Origin of the sequence: Moorella sp. E306M (genome assembly GCF_006538385.1) — a bacterium.
GTDB lineage: Bacteria > Bacillota > DSM-521 > Neomoorellales > Neomoorellaceae > Neomoorella.
The window spans coordinates 2,665,037-2,681,208 of the sequence record NZ_BJKO01000001.1; the positions used below are offsets into that span (position 1 = coordinate 2,665,037).

Genomic DNA, 16,172 nt, shown 5'->3' on the forward strand with positions numbered 1-16,172 from the left:
AGGTTCTGAAAATGACGCGCGAATCAAAAATTCTGTCCGGCCTCAACGACGCCCAAAAAGAAGCCGTCTCTCACGGCCCCGGCCCCCTTTTAGTATTGGCGGGGCCAGGGAGCGGCAAAACGCGCGTGCTGACCCACCGCGTGGCGTGGCTGGTGACGTCGGGGTTGGCCCGCCCGGAAGAAATCCTGGCCGTCACTTTCACGAACAAGGCGGCCGGCGAGATGAAGCAGCGTATTAGGAATTTGCTGGGGGAAACCGGCGGCGTGCGCGCCCAGACGTTCCACTCGGCGTGCCTTTACGTCTTACGCCGGGACGGCACGAAAATCGGAATAGACCCTAAATTCGCCGTCGTCGACGAAGAGGCACGCCGCGAATTGCTGGTGAAAGCCGCCAAAGAGTTCCGCCTGGACCCGCCGGACGCGGCCGCCGCCGGAAAGGCGATATCCTTCGCGAAAAACTGTCTGGTCGGGCCGGACGAATTTTCAAAATGGATGGCGGAAAAGATCGGCGAAGGGAGCCTGCTGTCTCAGAAAATGGCAGAAGCCGTTTCCGGCTGCGAGGACGCCGTGCCGGAAGTCTACGCCGCGTACCAGGAGATGTTAAAAAAAGTAAACGGCCTGGACTTCGACGACCTGTTGTTTGAGGCCGTCCGCCTCTTCCGGGAAAGGCCCGACGTGGCCCGGAAATGGGCGGAAATCTGGAAATGGGTCCTGGTCGACGAGTACCAGGACACCAACCGGGCGCAATACGAATGGCTGCAGTTATTGGTAAAAAAGCGCCGCAACGTCACCGCTGTCGGCGACCCCGACCAGAGCATTTACGGCTGGCGGGCCGCCGACGTCGAAAACATCCTGCGTTTTAAAGAAGACTTCCCGGAAGCGAAAGTAGTCGCCCTGGAGAAAAACTACCGCTCCGTGCCGGCGGTGACGTCCCTGGCGGACAGGCTTATCCGGCACAACACCCGGCGCGAAGAAAAAACCTTGTTGCCTGTCCGCCCGGACGGCGGCGAGGCTCAATGCCTGTCTTTCCCGGACGAACGCGCGGAAGCTGAATTCCTGGCGGAAAAAATTTCCGCCCTGCACAGCGGCCAGGGCCTTTCCTGGTCGGACTTCGCGGTGCTCTACCGCGTCAACGCTTTGAGCTGGACATACGAGGAAGCGCTGGCGAAACGCGGCGTCCCCTACGTGGTGGTCGGTTCCGTGGGTTTCTGGGGCCGCAGGGAAATAAAAGACGTCCTGGCCCATCTGCGGGTAGCCGTGAATCCGAAAGACGTCGTTTCCCTGCGTCGGATATGCTTCCTCCAGCCGGGCGTGGGCGAAGCCACCGCCGCCCAGGTCGCGGCTCTCGTTCTCGCCGGCCGCCCGCCGGCAGAAGCCCTATCGGGCGCGGCCGCAAAACCTGGTATCGGTAAAAAGGCGCGTTCGTCTCTCGCCCGGTTGGCAAAAACCCTGGAGGTTTTGGAAACAGGCATCAGGGAAAAGAAACCTGCGGCCGAACTCTGCATGTATGCTGCCGAATCGACCGGCTATATGGCGAAGCTGGCCAAAGATCGGTCCGAAGAGGGCCAGGAGCGGGTCGCCAACGTCGGCGCCCTCATTTCCGCGGCGGCGGAGATAGACGCTTCCGGCGGCGGCGTGGCGGAGCTTTTGGAAAGGGCCGCCCTGGCGTCCGGCGACAGCGACGACGGCGGCGGGAAAGACGCGGTGCGGCTGATGACTTTGCACAAGGCGAAAGGCCTGGAATTCCACACGGTCTTTCTGGTCGCCGCGGAGGAAGGTTATCTGCCGCATTATCAGAGCGGCTACGGCCCGGCGCTGGAAGAGGAGAGACGCCTTTGTTTCGTAGGCGCGACCCGCGCGAAGGATTGCCTATACGTCACCTGGTGCCGCGAAAGGACTAACTGGGGCCGGACGGCGTGGAACAGGCCGTCGCGTTTTTTGAAAGAGATGGGATTTGAGGTCAATTCTTCTTTCGAAAAGCGGAGGCTCCCCGGCACGAGGTGGACAGATCGCATTGCGGCGGAACTTTAAATTTTAACGAAGGAAAGCGGTAGAAATGTTTGAGAAAGGATTCCATTTCAGCGATTTCGTTGGACCTAACCCGGCAGAATCCATTCTGTCCGGGGTTGTAGAAAAACCCGCCGCCGTGTCGCCAGGCGGCGAAACGCCCGGCCCGGCTGACACGGCAAAACGCGGCACGGCTTCAGTAGAAGCCGTATTCGCCTGCGCGGCTGCCCGCAGGAAGGAAGAACCCTTCGACTTCGACGCCGCCATGTCGAAGACCGCCGCCCGCCTCAACGCCGCCGCCCCTCCCGGCGCCGTGGAGTGGGCCGCGGCGAACCGGCCCGATTTAATGGCCAATGTAGACAAGGCCGCCGCTCTTTTGGACGAGGCCGCGGCCGACAACGACGCGCTGGTCTTCGAATTGGCTTTGGGCGACTACGAGGCGGCCTGGAGGGCCGTATTCGAGGCTTACAAAAAAGCGGCGGAAGCCGGCCGGCCCCACCAGGACGGCCGGACTCTAGGTGCGGACACGGCGGGAGCTGGGGAGGGTTTTCCGTGCCCCGGAGATACCGGGGATGGGTATAAAAACGGCGGCGTTGCTCATACGGTAAATACAAGCCAGACAGTGGCAAAAGCGGCGGCCATAGCCGACGGAAAGACGGCAGCAGACGGCGAAATGCCTTCAGAATCAAGCGGCGAAAAGATCGGAGGGTATACACCGCGTGACGGTGGTGGTAGGAAACTACCTACCGCGGGAGATCGGCCCCTTATAGGCCAAAATAAAGGCCGCAGCGGCGGTTCTGTGAGGGGTGATGGGCAAACTTCACTAAACGATATGTCTGTAAAAGCAGAACGCCAGGACGAGGCCTCCTCGGATCCCGTCCAAACCGTCCTTTTTCCTGAAATGGGCACGGTCGGGGAAAAGGACAGAAGCCCGGCCCCGCCCCGGCTCCCCTTTGCCGCAGAGCCCGCCCCGACATTGTGGCAGGAATGGCTCGATCGGGTGAAAATCGTAGTCGTGGAAGACGTGGAGACGTGGCGTTCCGCCCTGGCCGCCGCCAGGGACGCCGGGGTGTGCGGCTTCGACACCGAGACGACCGGGCTGGACCCCTTCGTGAATGAAATACGCCTCTTGCAATTGGCCGTGCCCGTCTACCCGGCCGGAAAGAAAAACCTGGTCGCCGAGGACGGCAAAGGGCCGGAGTCGGGAGGCAACGCGGTGGCCTACGTGGCCGACCTGTGGCGGTTCGGTAAGGAAGACCGCCGTGAGATGCTCGACGGGGTGGTCGGTTTGATGGCCGACCCGGAAGTGAGCTTCGCCGGGCACAACTTGAAATTCGATTTGAAATTCTTGCGGTCGGCCCTGGCGGCGGCCGAAGGCAAGCCCTGCTGGCCGGGGAAGCGGCTCCCGTGCGAACGGCTTTTCGACACCATGCTCGCCAGCCAACTGGTTACGGCGGGCGACTTTATCCCCGAGGCCCAATTCTCCAAATGGCGTGAGGAGCACGGCGTGCATATAGTCAAGGAAGGCAACGGGCCGACACGGTACTACGATCGCCACGGGCACGAAATAAAGTTTGAGCGCGACACACAGAAGAAGATAAGGCCGGTCTACCCGACCCACAGTTTGAAAGAAATCGCCCACCGGCATTTAGAGGTGGTCCTGGACAAAGAGGAGCAGGCCAGCGATTGGTCGGCCCCCGAGCTTACCGAAAGGCAACTCCGGTACGCCGGGCTGGACGCGGCGGTGCTGCTACCGCTGAGGGAGATTTTGGCGAATCTGATTTATAAAAACCGCCTCGCGCGGGCGGCGAAGATCGAGTTTGACTGCCTCCCGGCGGCGGTGGAAATCGAATGCAACGGGATGCCTTTCGACACGAAGCGGGCGTGGGAAATGGAGACGGCCGTAAAAGCCGCAGCCGAGTCTGCCCGGATCGAATTGGTCGAATTGGCGCGGGGTGCCGGCTTCCGGGCACGGCCGAAAAAGAACGAGGGTAAGCGGTACTCGCCCGATATAAACCCCGGCAGCGCGGTGGATGTGGTCGATTGTTTGGAGCTTTTGGCCAGCCGGGAAGGGATCCTCGTGAATATGGAAGGATCTGGCAAAGGCTTCCGCCTTCCCGGTGGCGAGGTCTTGCCCCTGGAAAGCCGCGACGACACCCTCACCCGGGTGGCCGCCGCGTTACCAGAAGAAAGCGATTTAAAACGGTTTATCGGTTTGCTCCAGGAATACCGCGGGCAGAAAAAGAAAAGCGATTTTTTGAAGAAGTGGATCGAGCTGACCCACCCCGCGACCGGGCGGCTGCACCCGGACCTGCGGCAGCTAAACCCCCAGGGGGTGGGGCGGTTTTCCGCCAGCAACCCGAACGTGCAGCAGGCCGGGCGCGACAAGGAGATCCGGGCGCTTTTCCGGGTACCGGAGGGGCGGAGGCTGGTTCTGGCGGATTACAGCGCGATTGAAATGAGGGTGGCTTGCGAAGTTTCGCGAGACGAAAATCTGTTAAAGGCTTTTACGGAAGGGATAGACGTCCACAGATTTACGGCCGCGAGCGTGGCCGGGAAGCCCGTAGGCGAGGTGACGAAAAGCGAACGACAGTTCGCCAAATCTTTGAATTTCGGATTAATATTTGGAATGTCTGGAAAAACGTTACAGGAATATGCAGAACTCGGTTACGGCGTCAAGATGACATTGGAAGAAGCGGAGGAAGCCCGTGAAAAATTTTTCCAGCTTTATTACGGCATCGCCGGGTGGCACGAAAAGCAGCGGCACTCAATATACGAAGACCGCTTCGGCGTAGTGTTCCGGCACGACGGCGTGCGGGGGTATTACGTTGAAAAGCGCCCTTTCGTGCGGATGCCCGGCGGCCACATGCGGGTTTGGCCGGTGGTCGAGGAAAAGCGGAGAAACGGAAGCGGGACGTACCTACGCAAAGCCGGGCCTTTGACAGAAATATACAATTCTCCTGTCCAGGGAGGGGCCGCTGAACTTCTAAAGGTAGCGATGGGAAACTTGTACCGCGAACTTTTGGCCCGCGGGTGGGAAGACGTTTATATGATCATGACGCTTCACGACGAGCTTCACCTGGAAGCCCCGGAGGATAAGGCGGAGGAAGCGCTGGAGGTTTTGCGGACGGTAATGGTCGGCGCTGGGAAAGACCTTGGTTTCGTGACGCCGATTGAGGCTGAGGCCAACGTGGGCGATTCGTGGGCTGATAAAGCCTGACAAAAAAGATCTTGACAGCGAATGAAATAATGATAAAATGAGAGTATGAAAGAATGATTAAACCTCAATTTCGGAGTTGACCCCAATGGATCTGCCTTCTTACCGCATAATGGCGTTTTTGCTTTCAGACCCGGGGGCGGAGATCCCCTGGGAATGGCGCGACTACATGCAGCCTTTGATTTACAGCTTTATCGACGACGGCGGAAAGATCCATTCGGCCAGATACAGCCTGTTCTCGTTTGCCCTCACGCCTCTCGACCCCGTATCCGGGCGAGACGGTGCGGCTTCAGGCAACGGCGCGTGGGCTTTCCGGTTCTCTTCCGCCCTCACGTCCGTCTTAGAACAGGTCGCGGCTTCCTTGCGGAAGAGCCGTGAGCTTAAGATAGCCGGCACGGCGTTCCGCGTCTCTGCGGTCGTGGAAGAAGCCCTGTCGGACCGGGCGGCGTACCAGACGGCGTCGCCCGTGCTGGCGGCTAAACTGGCTTTCCGGGACGGTGGGAAACCCTTCTGGAACCCGGCCGAGTCGTGGTTCGCCGCCGCGGTGGCGAAGTCTCTGACGAACCGCTGGAGGTTTTTGACGGGAGAAAAACCGCCGTCCCGCGTCCTTTCCGGGTTTTATCACCGGGCACGGAAAGAGATATGGGACATGCTGCCCGTCTACGTCCCGCCAACTAAAGGCGTCGGCGTGTGGATGCCGGAAGGGTTCACTTTCTGAATAAAAGGCGGTGTCTTCCATGCCCGACTGGTCTAAAATCACCACACCTACCCAGCTTTTCTACCACCTCGACCGCGGCGAGGTGGCGGTGTTCCCTCTGGACGACGGGGTAGCCTTCCTGCAGCGCGTGCCAGAAGGGTGGTATAAGATAATCCTCCAGCCCCGTTTTTCATCCGGCCTGGAATTTCGCCAGGACAAAAAGGAAGCGGTCCAGGCTTTGTTCGAAGAATTGCGCGGCAAAGGCATTTCTTTCTGGGTGTTCCCCGGGAGCGAGTTGGAACGGGTAGACGCCCCTTGGTGGAAGCGGGCGGTCGGGAAAGCCCTTTGCCGTGCCTGGGGCCTGGTAGAGGTAAAAAAGAAAGAGCGGAAAGGAGAGAGCGACCTCGGTGTCCCTTCTTGATTTTGTCGCCGACCCTGCCTGGCTGGAAAAACAACGCGAAGAGACCTGCGGCGCCCTGTCTGAAGCGAAAGAAAGAGTCTGTACGTTGGAACGGCGTCTGGACGACCTCGATTTCCTCGGCAGGGTTTTGCGTTTGCTCCGCACCGGCGAGGTGGTGACGTACAGCGGCGGGTTCGGCTGGAAGCCGCCGTACCGGGATTTCCACCGGGACAAAGACGGGACTCTTCATTTCTTGTCGCCGGACGTGGAGGACTATTCCAAAGACCTGCCGTTTATCCGCCGCCGTGATAAAGACGGCTTTCGTTCCGATTGGGCCTACGTGGTCCCCGCGGAATTTCACCGGGAGACCGTCCTGCTGGAAGGCGCCCACCTCTGCGTGCCCGTCGTGCCGCTGGCCAGAGTCAAGCACGACCGCTGCCCCGCCTGCGGCACGCCGCAGCCCGTGATGGAATGGTTTCACGAAACTTACGGCAGCCCGGAAATCGACCTGTGCGAGCGGGTGGTCTTCCTGGTCTGCTGCGGCGGCACTCAGGTTTTGGCGCGGTTTGAATTTTTATGTTGAAAGGATGTTGGAATTATGGCTTCCGAAATAATCCACCTCAAATGCCTCCCATGTGCCCGCAGGGGAGGGGAGAAGAGGTGCCCGGTCATCCAGTATCCTTCTAAAATTTGGGAAGAAGGGGGCTGCTGGGCGTTCACCACGGACAAGGAAGAAGTCAGGAGAGCGGAAGAGGCGGTCAAGGCGTATGCTGAACGAAAAGCGGCTGAAAAAGTGGCGGCGGGATCTTGACAGCGAATGAAAGAATGATATAATGAATATATGATAGAATGAAATAATAAAAGGAGAGGGTGCCGATGAAAGTGGTTTTAACTGATGGCACGGAGAACTTTGAAAGTCGTGAAATCAACGATATCGCCGAATTAGAAGATCTTAACCGGAAGGCTAGAGAAGCTACAGACGGAAATCTCTGTTGGGTTCTCGAAATCGAAAAGGCATAAGCTGGTTATTGGAATAAATTTGCTTTTTGCTACCCCGTTTGCGACTTTGTGGGTGGTTAAACCGGGTATGAGTCCTGGCAGGGGCCGCGTTAGGGGAAGGCGCGGCTAGGCGGCGGGGCGGCAAAAGCAAAAAAAAATGTGGGAAGTGGTTTGTCATGTTAAAATGTCTGTATTGCGGCAAGGAAATACCCGAAGATAAGGCCCGGGAAATAGAAGAGATTGGAATTGAGCCTTTTTGCAGCGAGTATTGTTGTTATATGTATAGCGGGGTACCTATGCCTTGGAATAGTTAAAATAGGATAAAGGAGAGGGGAAATTAATGCTTCCGTTCGTTAAAGCTGAACTTAGTTAATCTACCGTTTGTCGGGCGGTGCCTGCAGATATTTTGGAATTGATGATTTGGACGATTTGCCTTTGGAGAAATTCGTCGAATTTCTGGAAGATATGCCGGATGCGAGGGTGCGTCTAATTGCAAGATAACTTTGGGTTGTCCATTTGTGGGGCGGCGGCGTGGCTGGTCACGCTTGCGGGCGTCCTCGAGGGTCCGCGAGACCCGGGTCATTCCGCGAAGATGCATGCTCGTCGCGGAAGGTAACGGCACGGGGAAACCTGATAAGGTTTACGCAGGTTCGATTCCTGCCCGCCCCGCTACATATTTAGAAATGGGAGAGAGACGAAATGACAATTATCGATCAAGCCATTAACCTGCTCAAAGACGGGGCTAAGAAAGTGGAATTTGAGTGGCAGGGCACAGAAGTTACGGCGTATTGGGTTAACAATGTATTGCGGATTGACGTAAAAGGGTTGAAAGGGGTTGAACGATGTGGAAGTTCAGGTTGATTTTTATAAGCTCACCGGTAAATGGTACGCAGGCGGCCGTGTTGAAATTGGCGACGCTAGATTGTGGAAAGGGGATTTGTATGCGGCCATTATTAAAAACCAACGAATTTTGAAGCCTGGATGGGAAGATCATTTTATCGTCGTCGTTAATGATCTGCCCGAATTAGATGCTGATCCTAACTATCATGAATTCTTTAAGGTAATATTTTTCCCCAAATGGGTTAAAAAAATTTTTAGAAATGTTTATTACGAGAGCGAGAATCAAAACTTGGTCAAAATGATCGACGATCTGGTAACGGCTGTTAACGAAAATGCTCGGCGTGAGCAGGCTTAGAATAGACGGGGACTTTAAATAAGGCGGTATTTTTTTCCTGTCTGGGTTGAAAAAAATTTTAGCGAAAATAATGATTCAAATAATAAAGGAAAGGGGATGCCCCATGGGCGCGTATGATACCCCAACTCGCCCGTGCCCTTATTGCGGTACAGAATGCGAAGCGGACTGGGTCGACGTAGGGGTTGGATACCAGCAATGCGGGCCATATTATTGTCCCAATTGCGGCGCGAGCGAAATAGGCCCGTTTGACGACGAGGCCAGAATTCTTACCGATGAGGAGAAAAAGACAGGCTGGTACAAGCCGGGTTCTCCGGTAAGCGATAAAGCAAATACTTTTAAAGATTGCCTGGTAGATCATAAAACTGCGAAAAGGTTATACGAGATGGGATTGCTGAATAAAAAGTGATAAATATTCAAACTTCTATTCTAGAAAGGAATTTACAGCGTCATGTTAAAACTTCTCTACCTCACCGACACCCACCTCCGGGGAACCGCCCCTGCGTCCCGGACGGACGATTTCGCCGCCGCCGTCAAGGCCAAGCTGGCGGAAGTGGTGGGTCTCGCCGAATTCTTAAACGCCGCCGCGGTCGTACACGGCGGCGACCTCTTCGACCTCCCGGAGCCGGGCGTCGGTCAGGTCGGCGAATACCTGGAAATTTTAAGCAAGCTGCACGTGCCCGTGTTCGTCGTGCCCGGCAACCACGACATCTACGGCCACAACCCCTCGACGCTACCCCGGACGCTTCTGGGGCTGCTGGCGCGGGTGGGCGTAGTGCAGATACTCGGCCGGGAGCCCGTAATTATCGAGGGCGGTGGCGTCCGCGTCCGCCTCACCGGCCAGGGGTTCCACCCCGAGATGGACCGCCGCGGCCCGGCCGAGGACTACGCCGTGCCCCCGGCCGCCGCGGACGGCTGCGACTACGCTGTCCACGTAGTCCACGGGATGCTTTTGCCGCGGGCGGAGATTTCGTCCGCCCCATTTCTCCCGGCGGCAACGGCGGCGGAAGACGTCCTCGCCGTCACGGGCGCCGACTACATCCTGGCCGGGCACTACCATTCGCCGTGGGAGGTTTGTGCGGGCGGCAGGGTGGCCGTCAACCCCGGCGCGCTGGTGCGGGTCACGTCTGAGGCACGGGAACTCGCCCGGCGGCCTCAAGTAATGGTCATCGAGGCCTGCCGGGACGGGATACGGCACAGGTACATACTGCTTTCCTCAGCCCGGCCCGGCGAGGAAGTGTTAGACACGGCCAGGCTGGACGCCGACCGCGCCAGGGAAGAGGCGCGGGCGGAATTCCTGGCGAGCCTGGAAGCGTTCGGCGGTGGGTCCCACGGCGTCGATCCGGAAGAGGTCCTGCGGGAGACGATGGCCCGCATGGGCGTAGGGCCGGAAGTCGAGGCGGAGGTCTGGTGGAGATTCCAGGAGGCGATGGCGGGGTTATGACGGCGAGTAAACATTTCTTTGTAACTCTTAACCTATTGGGGGTGTAGCTCAATCGGACAGAGCGTCCGGCTTCTACCCGGCAGGTTGCAGGTTCGAGTCCTGCCACCCCTGCCATTCGTGGGGCGGTAGTTCAGTGGCCAGAATTCCGGACTCCAAATCCGGCGACGCGGGTTCGAGTCCCGCCCGCTCTGCCAGAGTATCGATGACAGAAGAATTGTTTTTCATAATCTAAATATAGTAAAATAGGAATACATGACGAAAGTTATTTTTCGTGGGGCGCTTGGCGGGGTTGCTTCGCCTAACGGTAAGGCATCTGACTTAGGATCAGACTATTGGGGGTTCGAGTCCCTCAGCGTATAATCCTCGCCGCTTTTTCCCCACGAAGTAAGAATTTATCACGGCGGGGCGCCGGGCAGGGGTACTCCGATACGGAATCTGACTTGAAATCAGACGAAACCTTGCCCTCATTTTCTCCGCCGTGATCATTTTGAAGATAAAGCGAGGCGCAGATACGGGTTGCTCCGACCTGGTAAGTCGTTTGGCAAAACCTGTATCGGTTTCCCTCGCTTTATTTTTTTTGGTTATGACTTGACATGGAATGAAAGAATGATATAATGAAAGATGTAAAGTATGAAAAAATGATATAAACAGGAGAGTAGCTCTAACGGTAGAGCGACCGGCTGTTAACCGGGAGGTTGCAGGTTCGAATCCTGCTACCCCTGCCATAGAGGGCCCGTAGCTCAACGGCTGGAGCGGCCGGCTCATAACCGGACGGTTCCCGGTTCAAATCCGGGCGGGCCCACCAATAAAAGTTAATAATGCGAGGCGCCGACGGCGGGATGCTTCGCATACAGGTTGAGGTTTGCTGTACATGGTTCCTGCCGCGACTATTCCTCGCAAATACATAGTTTAACAGGAGGTGTTTATCATGTCCCGTGCTACCTCCATTTTCAACCCTTCCGTCCCCTGTCCGACTACGGTCAACCGCGAAGGCTACATAGCCTACGAACGGCCGCTCGAAGAGCAGTATTTGCAAGTGCTCCTCACCAACACCCTGGGCAATACATATTACGCCACCAGCGACCAGCTCCTCCAGGAAGCGGAGCAGGTCCACGCCGCCATGCTCGAAAAAGACCCAGAGTTTGCGGCAAAGGCATTGGTCTTCGCCCGCAACGAAGGCTTCATGCGGCTCCAGCCGGTGTTCGGCCTGGCCAAGCTGGCGGGCGTGCGGCCTGACCTGTTCGCCCGCGTGTTCGACCGGGTAATCCTGATCCCGTCCGACCTCCAGGATTTCTTCACCGTCCTTAAGTCTATAGGCCGCGGCCAGGGCGGCCGGGCTATCAAGCGGGCCACGGCCCGGTGGCTCAATAACAAGCTCTCCGAATACTGGGCCGTGAAATACAACGGCCGCGGGCGGGGCTATTCCCTGGGCGACGTCGTGCGGACCGTCCACCCGGCGCCCGCCGGGGCGAAGCAATCCGCCCTGTTCGCCTACCTGGCCGGGCGGGACTGCGACGCCTCCCTGCTCCCCCAGGTCGCGGCGTTCGAGGCGTTGAAGCGGGCACAGACGCCCGAAGAGCGGGCGCGGCTGATCGGGGAAGGCCGCTTGCCGCACGAGGCCGTCACCGGGGTCGGCGGCCTGGACAAAGAATGCTGGCGTGCCCTCGTGCCGCAATTGCCCGCCTTTGCGCTTCTGCGGAATTTGAACACGCTGGAGTGCCACGGCGTGCTGGACGAGTATAGGGAATATATTTCTGCACGGCTGACCGACAGGGAAGCCCTGCGCAGGGCCAAAATTTTGCCTTTCCGCTTCCTCAAGGCGTTCCGAGAAGTCAAGCAACCCTGGCTGAAAGACGTTTTGCGGGAAGCGGTCGAAGCGACGTTCGGCAACCTCCCGGAGATCCCCGGAAAGACGGCGGTCTTCCTGGACAAGTCCGGGTCGATGGCCGGGGAATACCTGCTTATCGGGAGCGTTTTCGCCCTTGCTCTCTATAAGAAGACCGGGGGTAATTCCATTTTCTGGACATTCAATACCAGGGTGGAGGAAGAAGATATCTCGATACACGATTCTATCCTCTCCCAGGCGAGCAAGTTCCGGGCCTCCGGCGGCACGGACGTGGCCGCGCCGGTGCGGCGGTTGGTCGAGAGAAGGGTGTTCGTCGACAATATAATCGTCATCACTGATGAGCAGCAGAACGTTGGCGGTCCCATTTATAAAGCGCTTGTTAAATACCGACAGAAGGTGAACGATCGGGTCAAGGTTTTCGTTATAGACGTGGCGCCCTACAGGTCCGCTCTGGTACCGCCGGTCGACCCGTTGACGTTTTACGTTTACGGTTGGTCCGACACGGTTTTGCAATATATTTCTTTCGCGGTCCAGGGGTACGGGGGCATGTTGGACATGGTTAATAAAACGGCTATTTAGAAAAAAAAATTTTAAGAAAGGCGGAAACATTTAATGCCTGAAAAGACGTATGTATACGCCAACTTGATGCAGATCCGTAGCGGAGCATTGGATTTTGCGATTAACTTTCAGATGTTCGACGTTGAAGGAAAGGTTGTAAACGAATATGAGGTACACCTTTCCCCCCAGGCGGCAAAACTATTCGCGACAGCTTTAAGCCACCAGGTCAAAGAGTACGAAGCCAGGTTTGGTGAGCTTCCGGAATTGTATACAGAAAATGGGAAACAGCAAGACGAAATAAACTCGAAACAACTTCAATAATTACGGCAAGTGGGGTTCTGCCCATGATCCGCAAACTCACAATCGAAAACTTCCAATCCCATTCCCATACCGAACTAAACCTTTCCCCCGGCGTGAACGTTATCCTCGGCGAGACCGATTCCGGCAAGTCGGCCGTTGTCCGCGCCCTCCGCTGGCTCTGGTTCAACGAGCCGCGGGGCGACGGCTTCGTCCGCCGCGGCACCCGCAATTGCCGGGTGCGGGCCGAGCTCGGTGACGGAACCGCGTCTACCGATGAAGGGGTTGTAACGGTGGAGCGTGCCCGCGAGGGAAGCCGCAACCTGTACCGCGTCGTCACCCCCGGTGGTCGGGAAGAGGTCTACGAGGGCTTCGGAAGCGCGGTCCCTGAAGAGGCGGCGCGGGCCGCCGGGGCGGTCCGGGTCGAGGCGAACGGCGTGACCCTCACGCCGTCTCTGGCCAACCAGATGGACCCGCCGTTCGTCATCGGGGAATCCCCGGCCACCGCCGCGGCGGTCGTCGGGCTGGTCTCGCGGGCGGAAACGTTCGACGCCGCACTGCGGGACGCCAACGCCGACGCCGCGAGGCTTAAACGAGAGGCACGGTCGCTGGAAGAAGAGATCGCCGCTTTCGGTCGCCAGCTGGAAGAATTCGCCGACCTTCCGGCGTGGGAGGAAGCCTTAGCCGGGGCCGGGGCCGCTCTGGACGCGGCCCGGCGGGCGGAGGCACGCAAAGAAAGGCTCCTCGCCCTGGCCGCCGCCCGGCGGGACGCCCTGACGGAAATCGTCGCTGCGGAAGCCGTCCTGGACGCCGCCGCGGGGGTGGGCGTGGCCGCCGTGATAGTAGTGGCTATGGGGGGCAAGACCGCGCATCTTAAGGCATTGAAGGCTTTACGGGCGGCATACATGGAGAACGAGGCCGCGTTAGGAGAATCTGAAGCGGTCCTCGAGCGGACGCTCCGCGTGGGAGAAGCCGCCCGGACGTGCGGGGACGCCGCGGAAGCCCTTGCCCGGATGAAGCGGCTGGAAGAATTGCGGCGCGGGCGGCGGGACGCGGCGGCCGAACTCGCGGCGGCCGAAGCGCGGCTGCGGGCTACGTCCGGGGCCGGTGAGGCCGGGCGGGCGCTTGCGGCGGCGGCTGAAACTCTGTCCCGGCTGGGCGTATTGCGCTCCCTGGCGGCCTCCGTCAAGGAGGCGTCCCGCGAATTGTCGTCCGCGGAACGGGCGGCAGAAGCAACCAAAGGGCTACGGGAGGCCGGCGAGCTCCTGGACGGCACGTTGAAGACTCTTCGCCGCCTGGATTCCCTCTACGCTTTAGTCAAGGGGTCCGCCGCGGCGGTATGGGAAGCGTCGGAAGCCCAAAGCGAGGTGGAAAAAGCCGCGTCCCTGGCGGGGCGGGCCACGGAAGACCTGGCGGCGGCCCTGGCCGAACTGGGCCGGTGCCCGGTGTGCTTCAGAACGATTGAAAGGGGCGAAATCGATGGCATCATTAAAAACTTTGTCGACCGCTAAAACATCCGTCAATCCGGCTTCTCCTGTACCCCCAAAGGCCGGGCCGGGCAACGTCGAGGCCAGGGTGGCCCGGCTCCGGGAACGGCTCGAAGAAGCAAAGCGCGCCCGCGCCGCGGCCGAAGCCCGGCGGGAGATGGCGCTGAAGCGTAAAGCCGAGATCGAGGCCCAGATCCGGGAGATGGGCGTCGAGCCTGAAAACGTCGACGCCGAGATCGAAAGGCTGGAGGCCGAGATCGACGAAAACCTGGCCAGGGCGGAAGAACTGCTCCGGCCCTTTGAGGAGCTGTTAAATAATGCCAGTTAACGACGTGGTCACCCTCCTCGAAGCCGTCCGCGCCGAGTACGAGCGGCGGCGGGGGCGGCGCGACCAATTGCTGGAACTAAAGGCGGAACGGGAAGCGAGGCTTCAGGAGACGCGGCGCAAGGCCGAGACCGTGGAAGCGGCGGCCCGCGTCTTCTACGCCGCTTCGGCGGCGGCCCGGGAGAACGCCCGGGCGCGGCTGGAGCGGGCCGTCACGTCCGCCCTCCGTGCGGTCTTCGGCCCCGGCGTTTCTTTCGCCGTCGAGGTGGGCGACCGGCGCGGCCGCCCGGAAGCCGAGTTTTACATTGTGTCCGAGTACGGCGGAGACACGCTAAAGACGCCCGTCCTGGACGCCCGCGGCGGGGGCGTGGTCGACGTGGCGTCCCTGGCGCTGCGGGCGGCCGTGGCCGCCGCCGTTACGCCGCCCGGCGCGCCGGTCGTGCTGGACGAGCCGGGCAAGCACCTGTCCGAAGGCTACAGCCGGGCGCTGGGGCAATTGCTGAAAGCCATCGCGGACGAGACTGGACGCCAGTTTATCGTCGTGACCCACGACCCGCGGGTGGCCGAGGCGGCGGACCGGACTTTCCGGGTGGAGATCGAGGGCGGCGAGAGCAGGGTAAGGGCGGTTTGAAGGATAGCAAAATCAAAGATCTTACCCGTCTTACCCGTTCCTTACCCGTTCCTTACCCGTTAAAAAACCCAATAAAATCAAGGACCTTACCCGTCTTACCCGTTTTTTAAGGAGTGAGGAAATGCTGGACAGCCACCCAACCCCGGCCCGAAGAAGCGGGCCGGGGACCAGCGGCTATTCCAAACGCCGGAAGATCGCAGGCATCGCCGTCCTAGCCGTTTCGGCGGCACTTTTATTTTCGGCTGGCGGCGGAAAACAATACGATGCTTCGTTTTTCGTCGGCAGCCCCAGTGCTGGGGCATGCTCGCCCGTCGTCAGCGTCGAAAGTTTTCCCTGCGGCCAGCGTGGGGCGGGAGAAACGGCACAAGGGGGATACCGCCCGGAGAGCACGGGCGGCACGGAAAAGGCCGGGAAGCCGGAAGCGTCTCCGGCGGGCGGCCGCAATTACGCCGACGCCTACGGCCAGCATGTCGCCATAGCCGCCGCTTCCCGCGGCGTGCCGTCGGGCCGCGGATTGGGGGACGGCCCGGTGGAAATGGAAATAGTGGCCACGGGCTATTCGGCCAGCCGCGAGGAAGGCACCGAAGACGGCGTCACGGCGACGGGAACGAGAGTCCGCAGGGGCGTGGCCGCCGTCGACCCGAGGGTGATACCGCTCGGCTCCGAGATGTACGTCCCGGGCTACGGCTGGGCCAGGGCGGAAGACACCGGCGGGGCCATCAAAGGCCGCCGCGTCGACCTGTTTTTCCCGTCGCGGGAAGAGGCGCTGCGGTGGGGTGTAAAGAAAGTTAAAGTAGTGATCGAGCGATTTGGAAAAAACTGATTTAGGAGTTGGTTGACTTATGCCTAAATATATCGATATTTCAAATGCCATACCTCGCGACCGCGAATTTTTCTCCAGCTTCCGCCCCGGCGATTGGGTCCGCGTCGATTAGCCGAAAAAACTCACGGACAACGAAGCGAAACCGTGTTACGGCGCCGCCGGCGAGGTGGTTTACGTCGGGCACAGCTACCTTACCCTGCAGGGCATTCACGGTTTTACCTTCTGCGTCTCGCGGGCCGACGTGCTCGAG

The 16,172-nt window shown here is 59.3% G+C and carries 18 protein-coding genes and 3 tRNA genes; 20 read left to right on the top strand and 1 reads right to left on the bottom strand.

Annotated features, from left to right (window positions below; genetic code table 11):
- The first annotated feature begins 11 nt into the window (after positions 1–11).
- The 20 genes from FLZ89_RS13755 to FLZ89_RS16425 all read left to right on the top strand — a co-directional run bounded on the left by FLZ89_RS13755 (position 12) and on the right by FLZ89_RS16425 (position 15,922).
- On the top strand, positions 12–2,030 hold the full coding sequence (locus FLZ89_RS13755; RefSeq protein WP_141264621.1) for an ATP-dependent helicase: 2,019 nt from the start codon (positions 12–14) through the stop codon (positions 2,028–2,030).
- 25 nt (positions 2,031–2,055) lie between these two features.
- Positions 2,056–5,226 (top strand): DNA polymerase, encoded by a 3,171-nt coding sequence (locus FLZ89_RS13760; RefSeq protein ID WP_141264620.1) that lies wholly within the window; start codon positions 2,056–2,058, stop codon positions 5,224–5,226.
- Between the two features lie 85 nt (positions 5,227–5,311).
- A complete protein-coding gene (locus FLZ89_RS13765; RefSeq protein WP_141264619.1) occupies positions 5,312–5,941 on the top strand; it encodes a hypothetical protein in 630 nt (209 codons plus the stop codon).
- A gap of 19 nt (positions 5,942–5,960) precedes the next feature.
- Positions 5,961–6,341, top strand: coding sequence for a hypothetical protein (locus tag FLZ89_RS13770; protein ID WP_141264618.1), 381 nt, complete (start codon positions 5,961–5,963; stop codon positions 6,339–6,341).
- Positions 6,328–6,903, top strand: coding sequence for a hypothetical protein (locus FLZ89_RS13775; RefSeq protein WP_141264617.1), 576 nt, complete (start codon positions 6,328–6,330; stop codon positions 6,901–6,903). The genes FLZ89_RS13770 and FLZ89_RS13775 overlap by 14 nt, the downstream gene beginning before the upstream one ends.
- Positions 6,904–6,918: 15 nt before the next feature.
- Positions 6,919–7,131, top strand: coding sequence for a hypothetical protein (locus FLZ89_RS13780; RefSeq protein ID WP_141264616.1), 213 nt, complete (start codon positions 6,919–6,921; stop codon positions 7,129–7,131).
- Between the two features lie 65 nt (positions 7,132–7,196).
- Entirely contained in the window at positions 7,197–7,340 is a 144-nt protein-coding gene (locus FLZ89_RS15770; protein ID WP_172613631.1) for a hypothetical protein, read from the top strand.
- 678 nt (positions 7,341–8,018) lie between these two features.
- Positions 8,019–8,180: a hypothetical protein gene (locus FLZ89_RS15775; RefSeq protein ID WP_172613632.1), complete on the top strand. Its 162-nt coding sequence runs from the start codon at positions 8,019–8,021 to the stop codon at positions 8,178–8,180.
- Positions 8,164–8,514, top strand: a complete 351-nt coding sequence (locus tag FLZ89_RS13785; protein ID WP_141264615.1) for a hypothetical protein — start codon at positions 8,164–8,166, stop codon at positions 8,512–8,514. Before FLZ89_RS15775 ends, FLZ89_RS13785 begins: the two co-directional genes overlap by 17 nt.
- Positions 8,515–8,617: 103 nt before the next feature.
- Positions 8,618–8,920: a hypothetical protein gene (locus tag FLZ89_RS13790; protein ID WP_141264614.1), complete on the top strand. Its 303-nt coding sequence runs from the start codon at positions 8,618–8,620 to the stop codon at positions 8,918–8,920.
- 42 nt (positions 8,921–8,962) lie between these two features.
- On the top strand, positions 8,963–9,955 hold the full coding sequence (locus FLZ89_RS13795; RefSeq protein WP_141264613.1) for a metallophosphoesterase family protein: 993 nt from the start codon (positions 8,963–8,965) through the stop codon (positions 9,953–9,955).
- Positions 9,956–9,992: 37 nt separating this feature from the next.
- Positions 9,993–10,069: transfer RNA gene (locus tag FLZ89_RS13800), tRNA-Arg, on the top strand.
- Between the two features lie 5 nt (positions 10,070–10,074).
- Positions 10,075–10,149: transfer RNA gene (locus FLZ89_RS13805), tRNA-Trp, on the top strand.
- A gap of 535 nt (positions 10,150–10,684) precedes the next feature.
- Positions 10,685–10,760, top strand: a tRNA-Ile gene (locus FLZ89_RS13820).
- 123 nt (positions 10,761–10,883) lie between these two features.
- Positions 10,884–12,380 carry a TROVE domain-containing protein gene (locus FLZ89_RS13825; RefSeq protein ID WP_141264612.1) on the top strand — a complete coding sequence of 499 codons (1,497 nt, stop codon included), beginning with the start codon at positions 10,884–10,886 and terminating at the stop codon, positions 12,378–12,380.
- Positions 12,381–12,413: 33 nt separating this feature from the next.
- Complete coding sequence (locus FLZ89_RS13830; RefSeq protein WP_141264611.1) at positions 12,414–12,680, top strand: DUF3467 domain-containing protein; 267 nt, start codon at positions 12,414–12,416, stop codon at positions 12,678–12,680.
- Between the two features lie 23 nt (positions 12,681–12,703).
- Positions 12,704–14,167 carry an ATP-binding protein gene (locus tag FLZ89_RS13835; RefSeq protein ID WP_141264610.1) on the top strand — a complete coding sequence of 488 codons (1,464 nt, stop codon included), beginning with the start codon at positions 12,704–12,706 and terminating at the stop codon, positions 14,165–14,167.
- Positions 14,136–14,471, top strand: coding sequence for a hypothetical protein (locus tag FLZ89_RS13840; protein ID WP_141264609.1), 336 nt, complete (start codon positions 14,136–14,138; stop codon positions 14,469–14,471). The genes FLZ89_RS13835 and FLZ89_RS13840 overlap by 32 nt, the downstream gene beginning before the upstream one ends.
- Complete coding sequence (locus FLZ89_RS13845) at positions 14,461–15,099, top strand: ATP-binding protein (RefSeq protein WP_141264608.1); 639 nt, start codon at positions 14,461–14,463, stop codon at positions 15,097–15,099. Before FLZ89_RS13840 ends, FLZ89_RS13845 begins: the two co-directional genes overlap by 11 nt.
- Positions 15,100–15,220: 121 nt before the next feature.
- A complete protein-coding gene (locus FLZ89_RS16425; protein WP_141264607.1) occupies positions 15,221–15,922 on the top strand; it encodes a 3D domain-containing protein in 702 nt (233 codons plus the stop codon).
- Between the two features lie 40 nt (positions 15,923–15,962).
- On the opposite strand, the gene FLZ89_RS15780 is transcribed toward FLZ89_RS16425, so the two are convergent.
- Positions 15,963–16,133 carry a hypothetical protein gene (locus FLZ89_RS15780; protein WP_172613633.1) on the bottom strand — a complete coding sequence of 57 codons (171 nt, stop codon included), beginning with the start codon at positions 16,131–16,133 and terminating at the stop codon, positions 15,963–15,965.
- Between the last annotated feature and the right edge of the window lie 39 nt (positions 16,134–16,172).

Coding starts and splice junctions, on each gene's coding strand:
- FLZ89_RS13755 (WP_141264621.1), top strand. CDS start 12: ATGACGCGCGAATCAAAAATTCTGTCCGGCCTCAACGACGCCCAAAAA.
- FLZ89_RS13760 (WP_141264620.1), top strand. CDS start 2,056: ATGTTTGAGAAAGGATTCCATTTCAGCGATTTCGTTGGACCTAACCCG.
- FLZ89_RS13765 (WP_141264619.1), top strand. CDS start 5,312: ATGGATCTGCCTTCTTACCGCATAATGGCGTTTTTGCTTTCAGACCCG.
- FLZ89_RS13770 (WP_141264618.1), top strand. CDS start 5,961: ATGCCCGACTGGTCTAAAATCACCACACCTACCCAGCTTTTCTACCAC.
- FLZ89_RS13780 (WP_141264616.1), top strand. CDS start 6,919: ATGGCTTCCGAAATAATCCACCTCAAATGCCTCCCATGTGCCCGCAGG.
- FLZ89_RS15770 (WP_172613631.1), top strand. CDS start 7,197: ATGAAAGTGGTTTTAACTGATGGCACGGAGAACTTTGAAAGTCGTGAA.
- FLZ89_RS15775 (WP_172613632.1), top strand. CDS start 8,019: ATGACAATTATCGATCAAGCCATTAACCTGCTCAAAGACGGGGCTAAG.
- FLZ89_RS13790 (WP_141264614.1), top strand. CDS start 8,618: ATGGGCGCGTATGATACCCCAACTCGCCCGTGCCCTTATTGCGGTACA.
- FLZ89_RS13795 (WP_141264613.1), top strand. CDS start 8,963: ATGTTAAAACTTCTCTACCTCACCGACACCCACCTCCGGGGAACCGCC.
- FLZ89_RS13825 (WP_141264612.1), top strand. CDS start 10,884: ATGTCCCGTGCTACCTCCATTTTCAACCCTTCCGTCCCCTGTCCGACT.
- FLZ89_RS13830 (WP_141264611.1), top strand. CDS start 12,414: ATGCCTGAAAAGACGTATGTATACGCCAACTTGATGCAGATCCGTAGC.
- FLZ89_RS13835 (WP_141264610.1), top strand. CDS start 12,704: ATGATCCGCAAACTCACAATCGAAAACTTCCAATCCCATTCCCATACC.
- FLZ89_RS13840 (WP_141264609.1), top strand. CDS start 14,136: ATGGCATCATTAAAAACTTTGTCGACCGCTAAAACATCCGTCAATCCG.
- FLZ89_RS13845 (WP_141264608.1), top strand. CDS start 14,461: ATGCCAGTTAACGACGTGGTCACCCTCCTCGAAGCCGTCCGCGCCGAG.
- FLZ89_RS16425 (WP_141264607.1), top strand. CDS start 15,221: ATGCTGGACAGCCACCCAACCCCGGCCCGAAGAAGCGGGCCGGGGACC.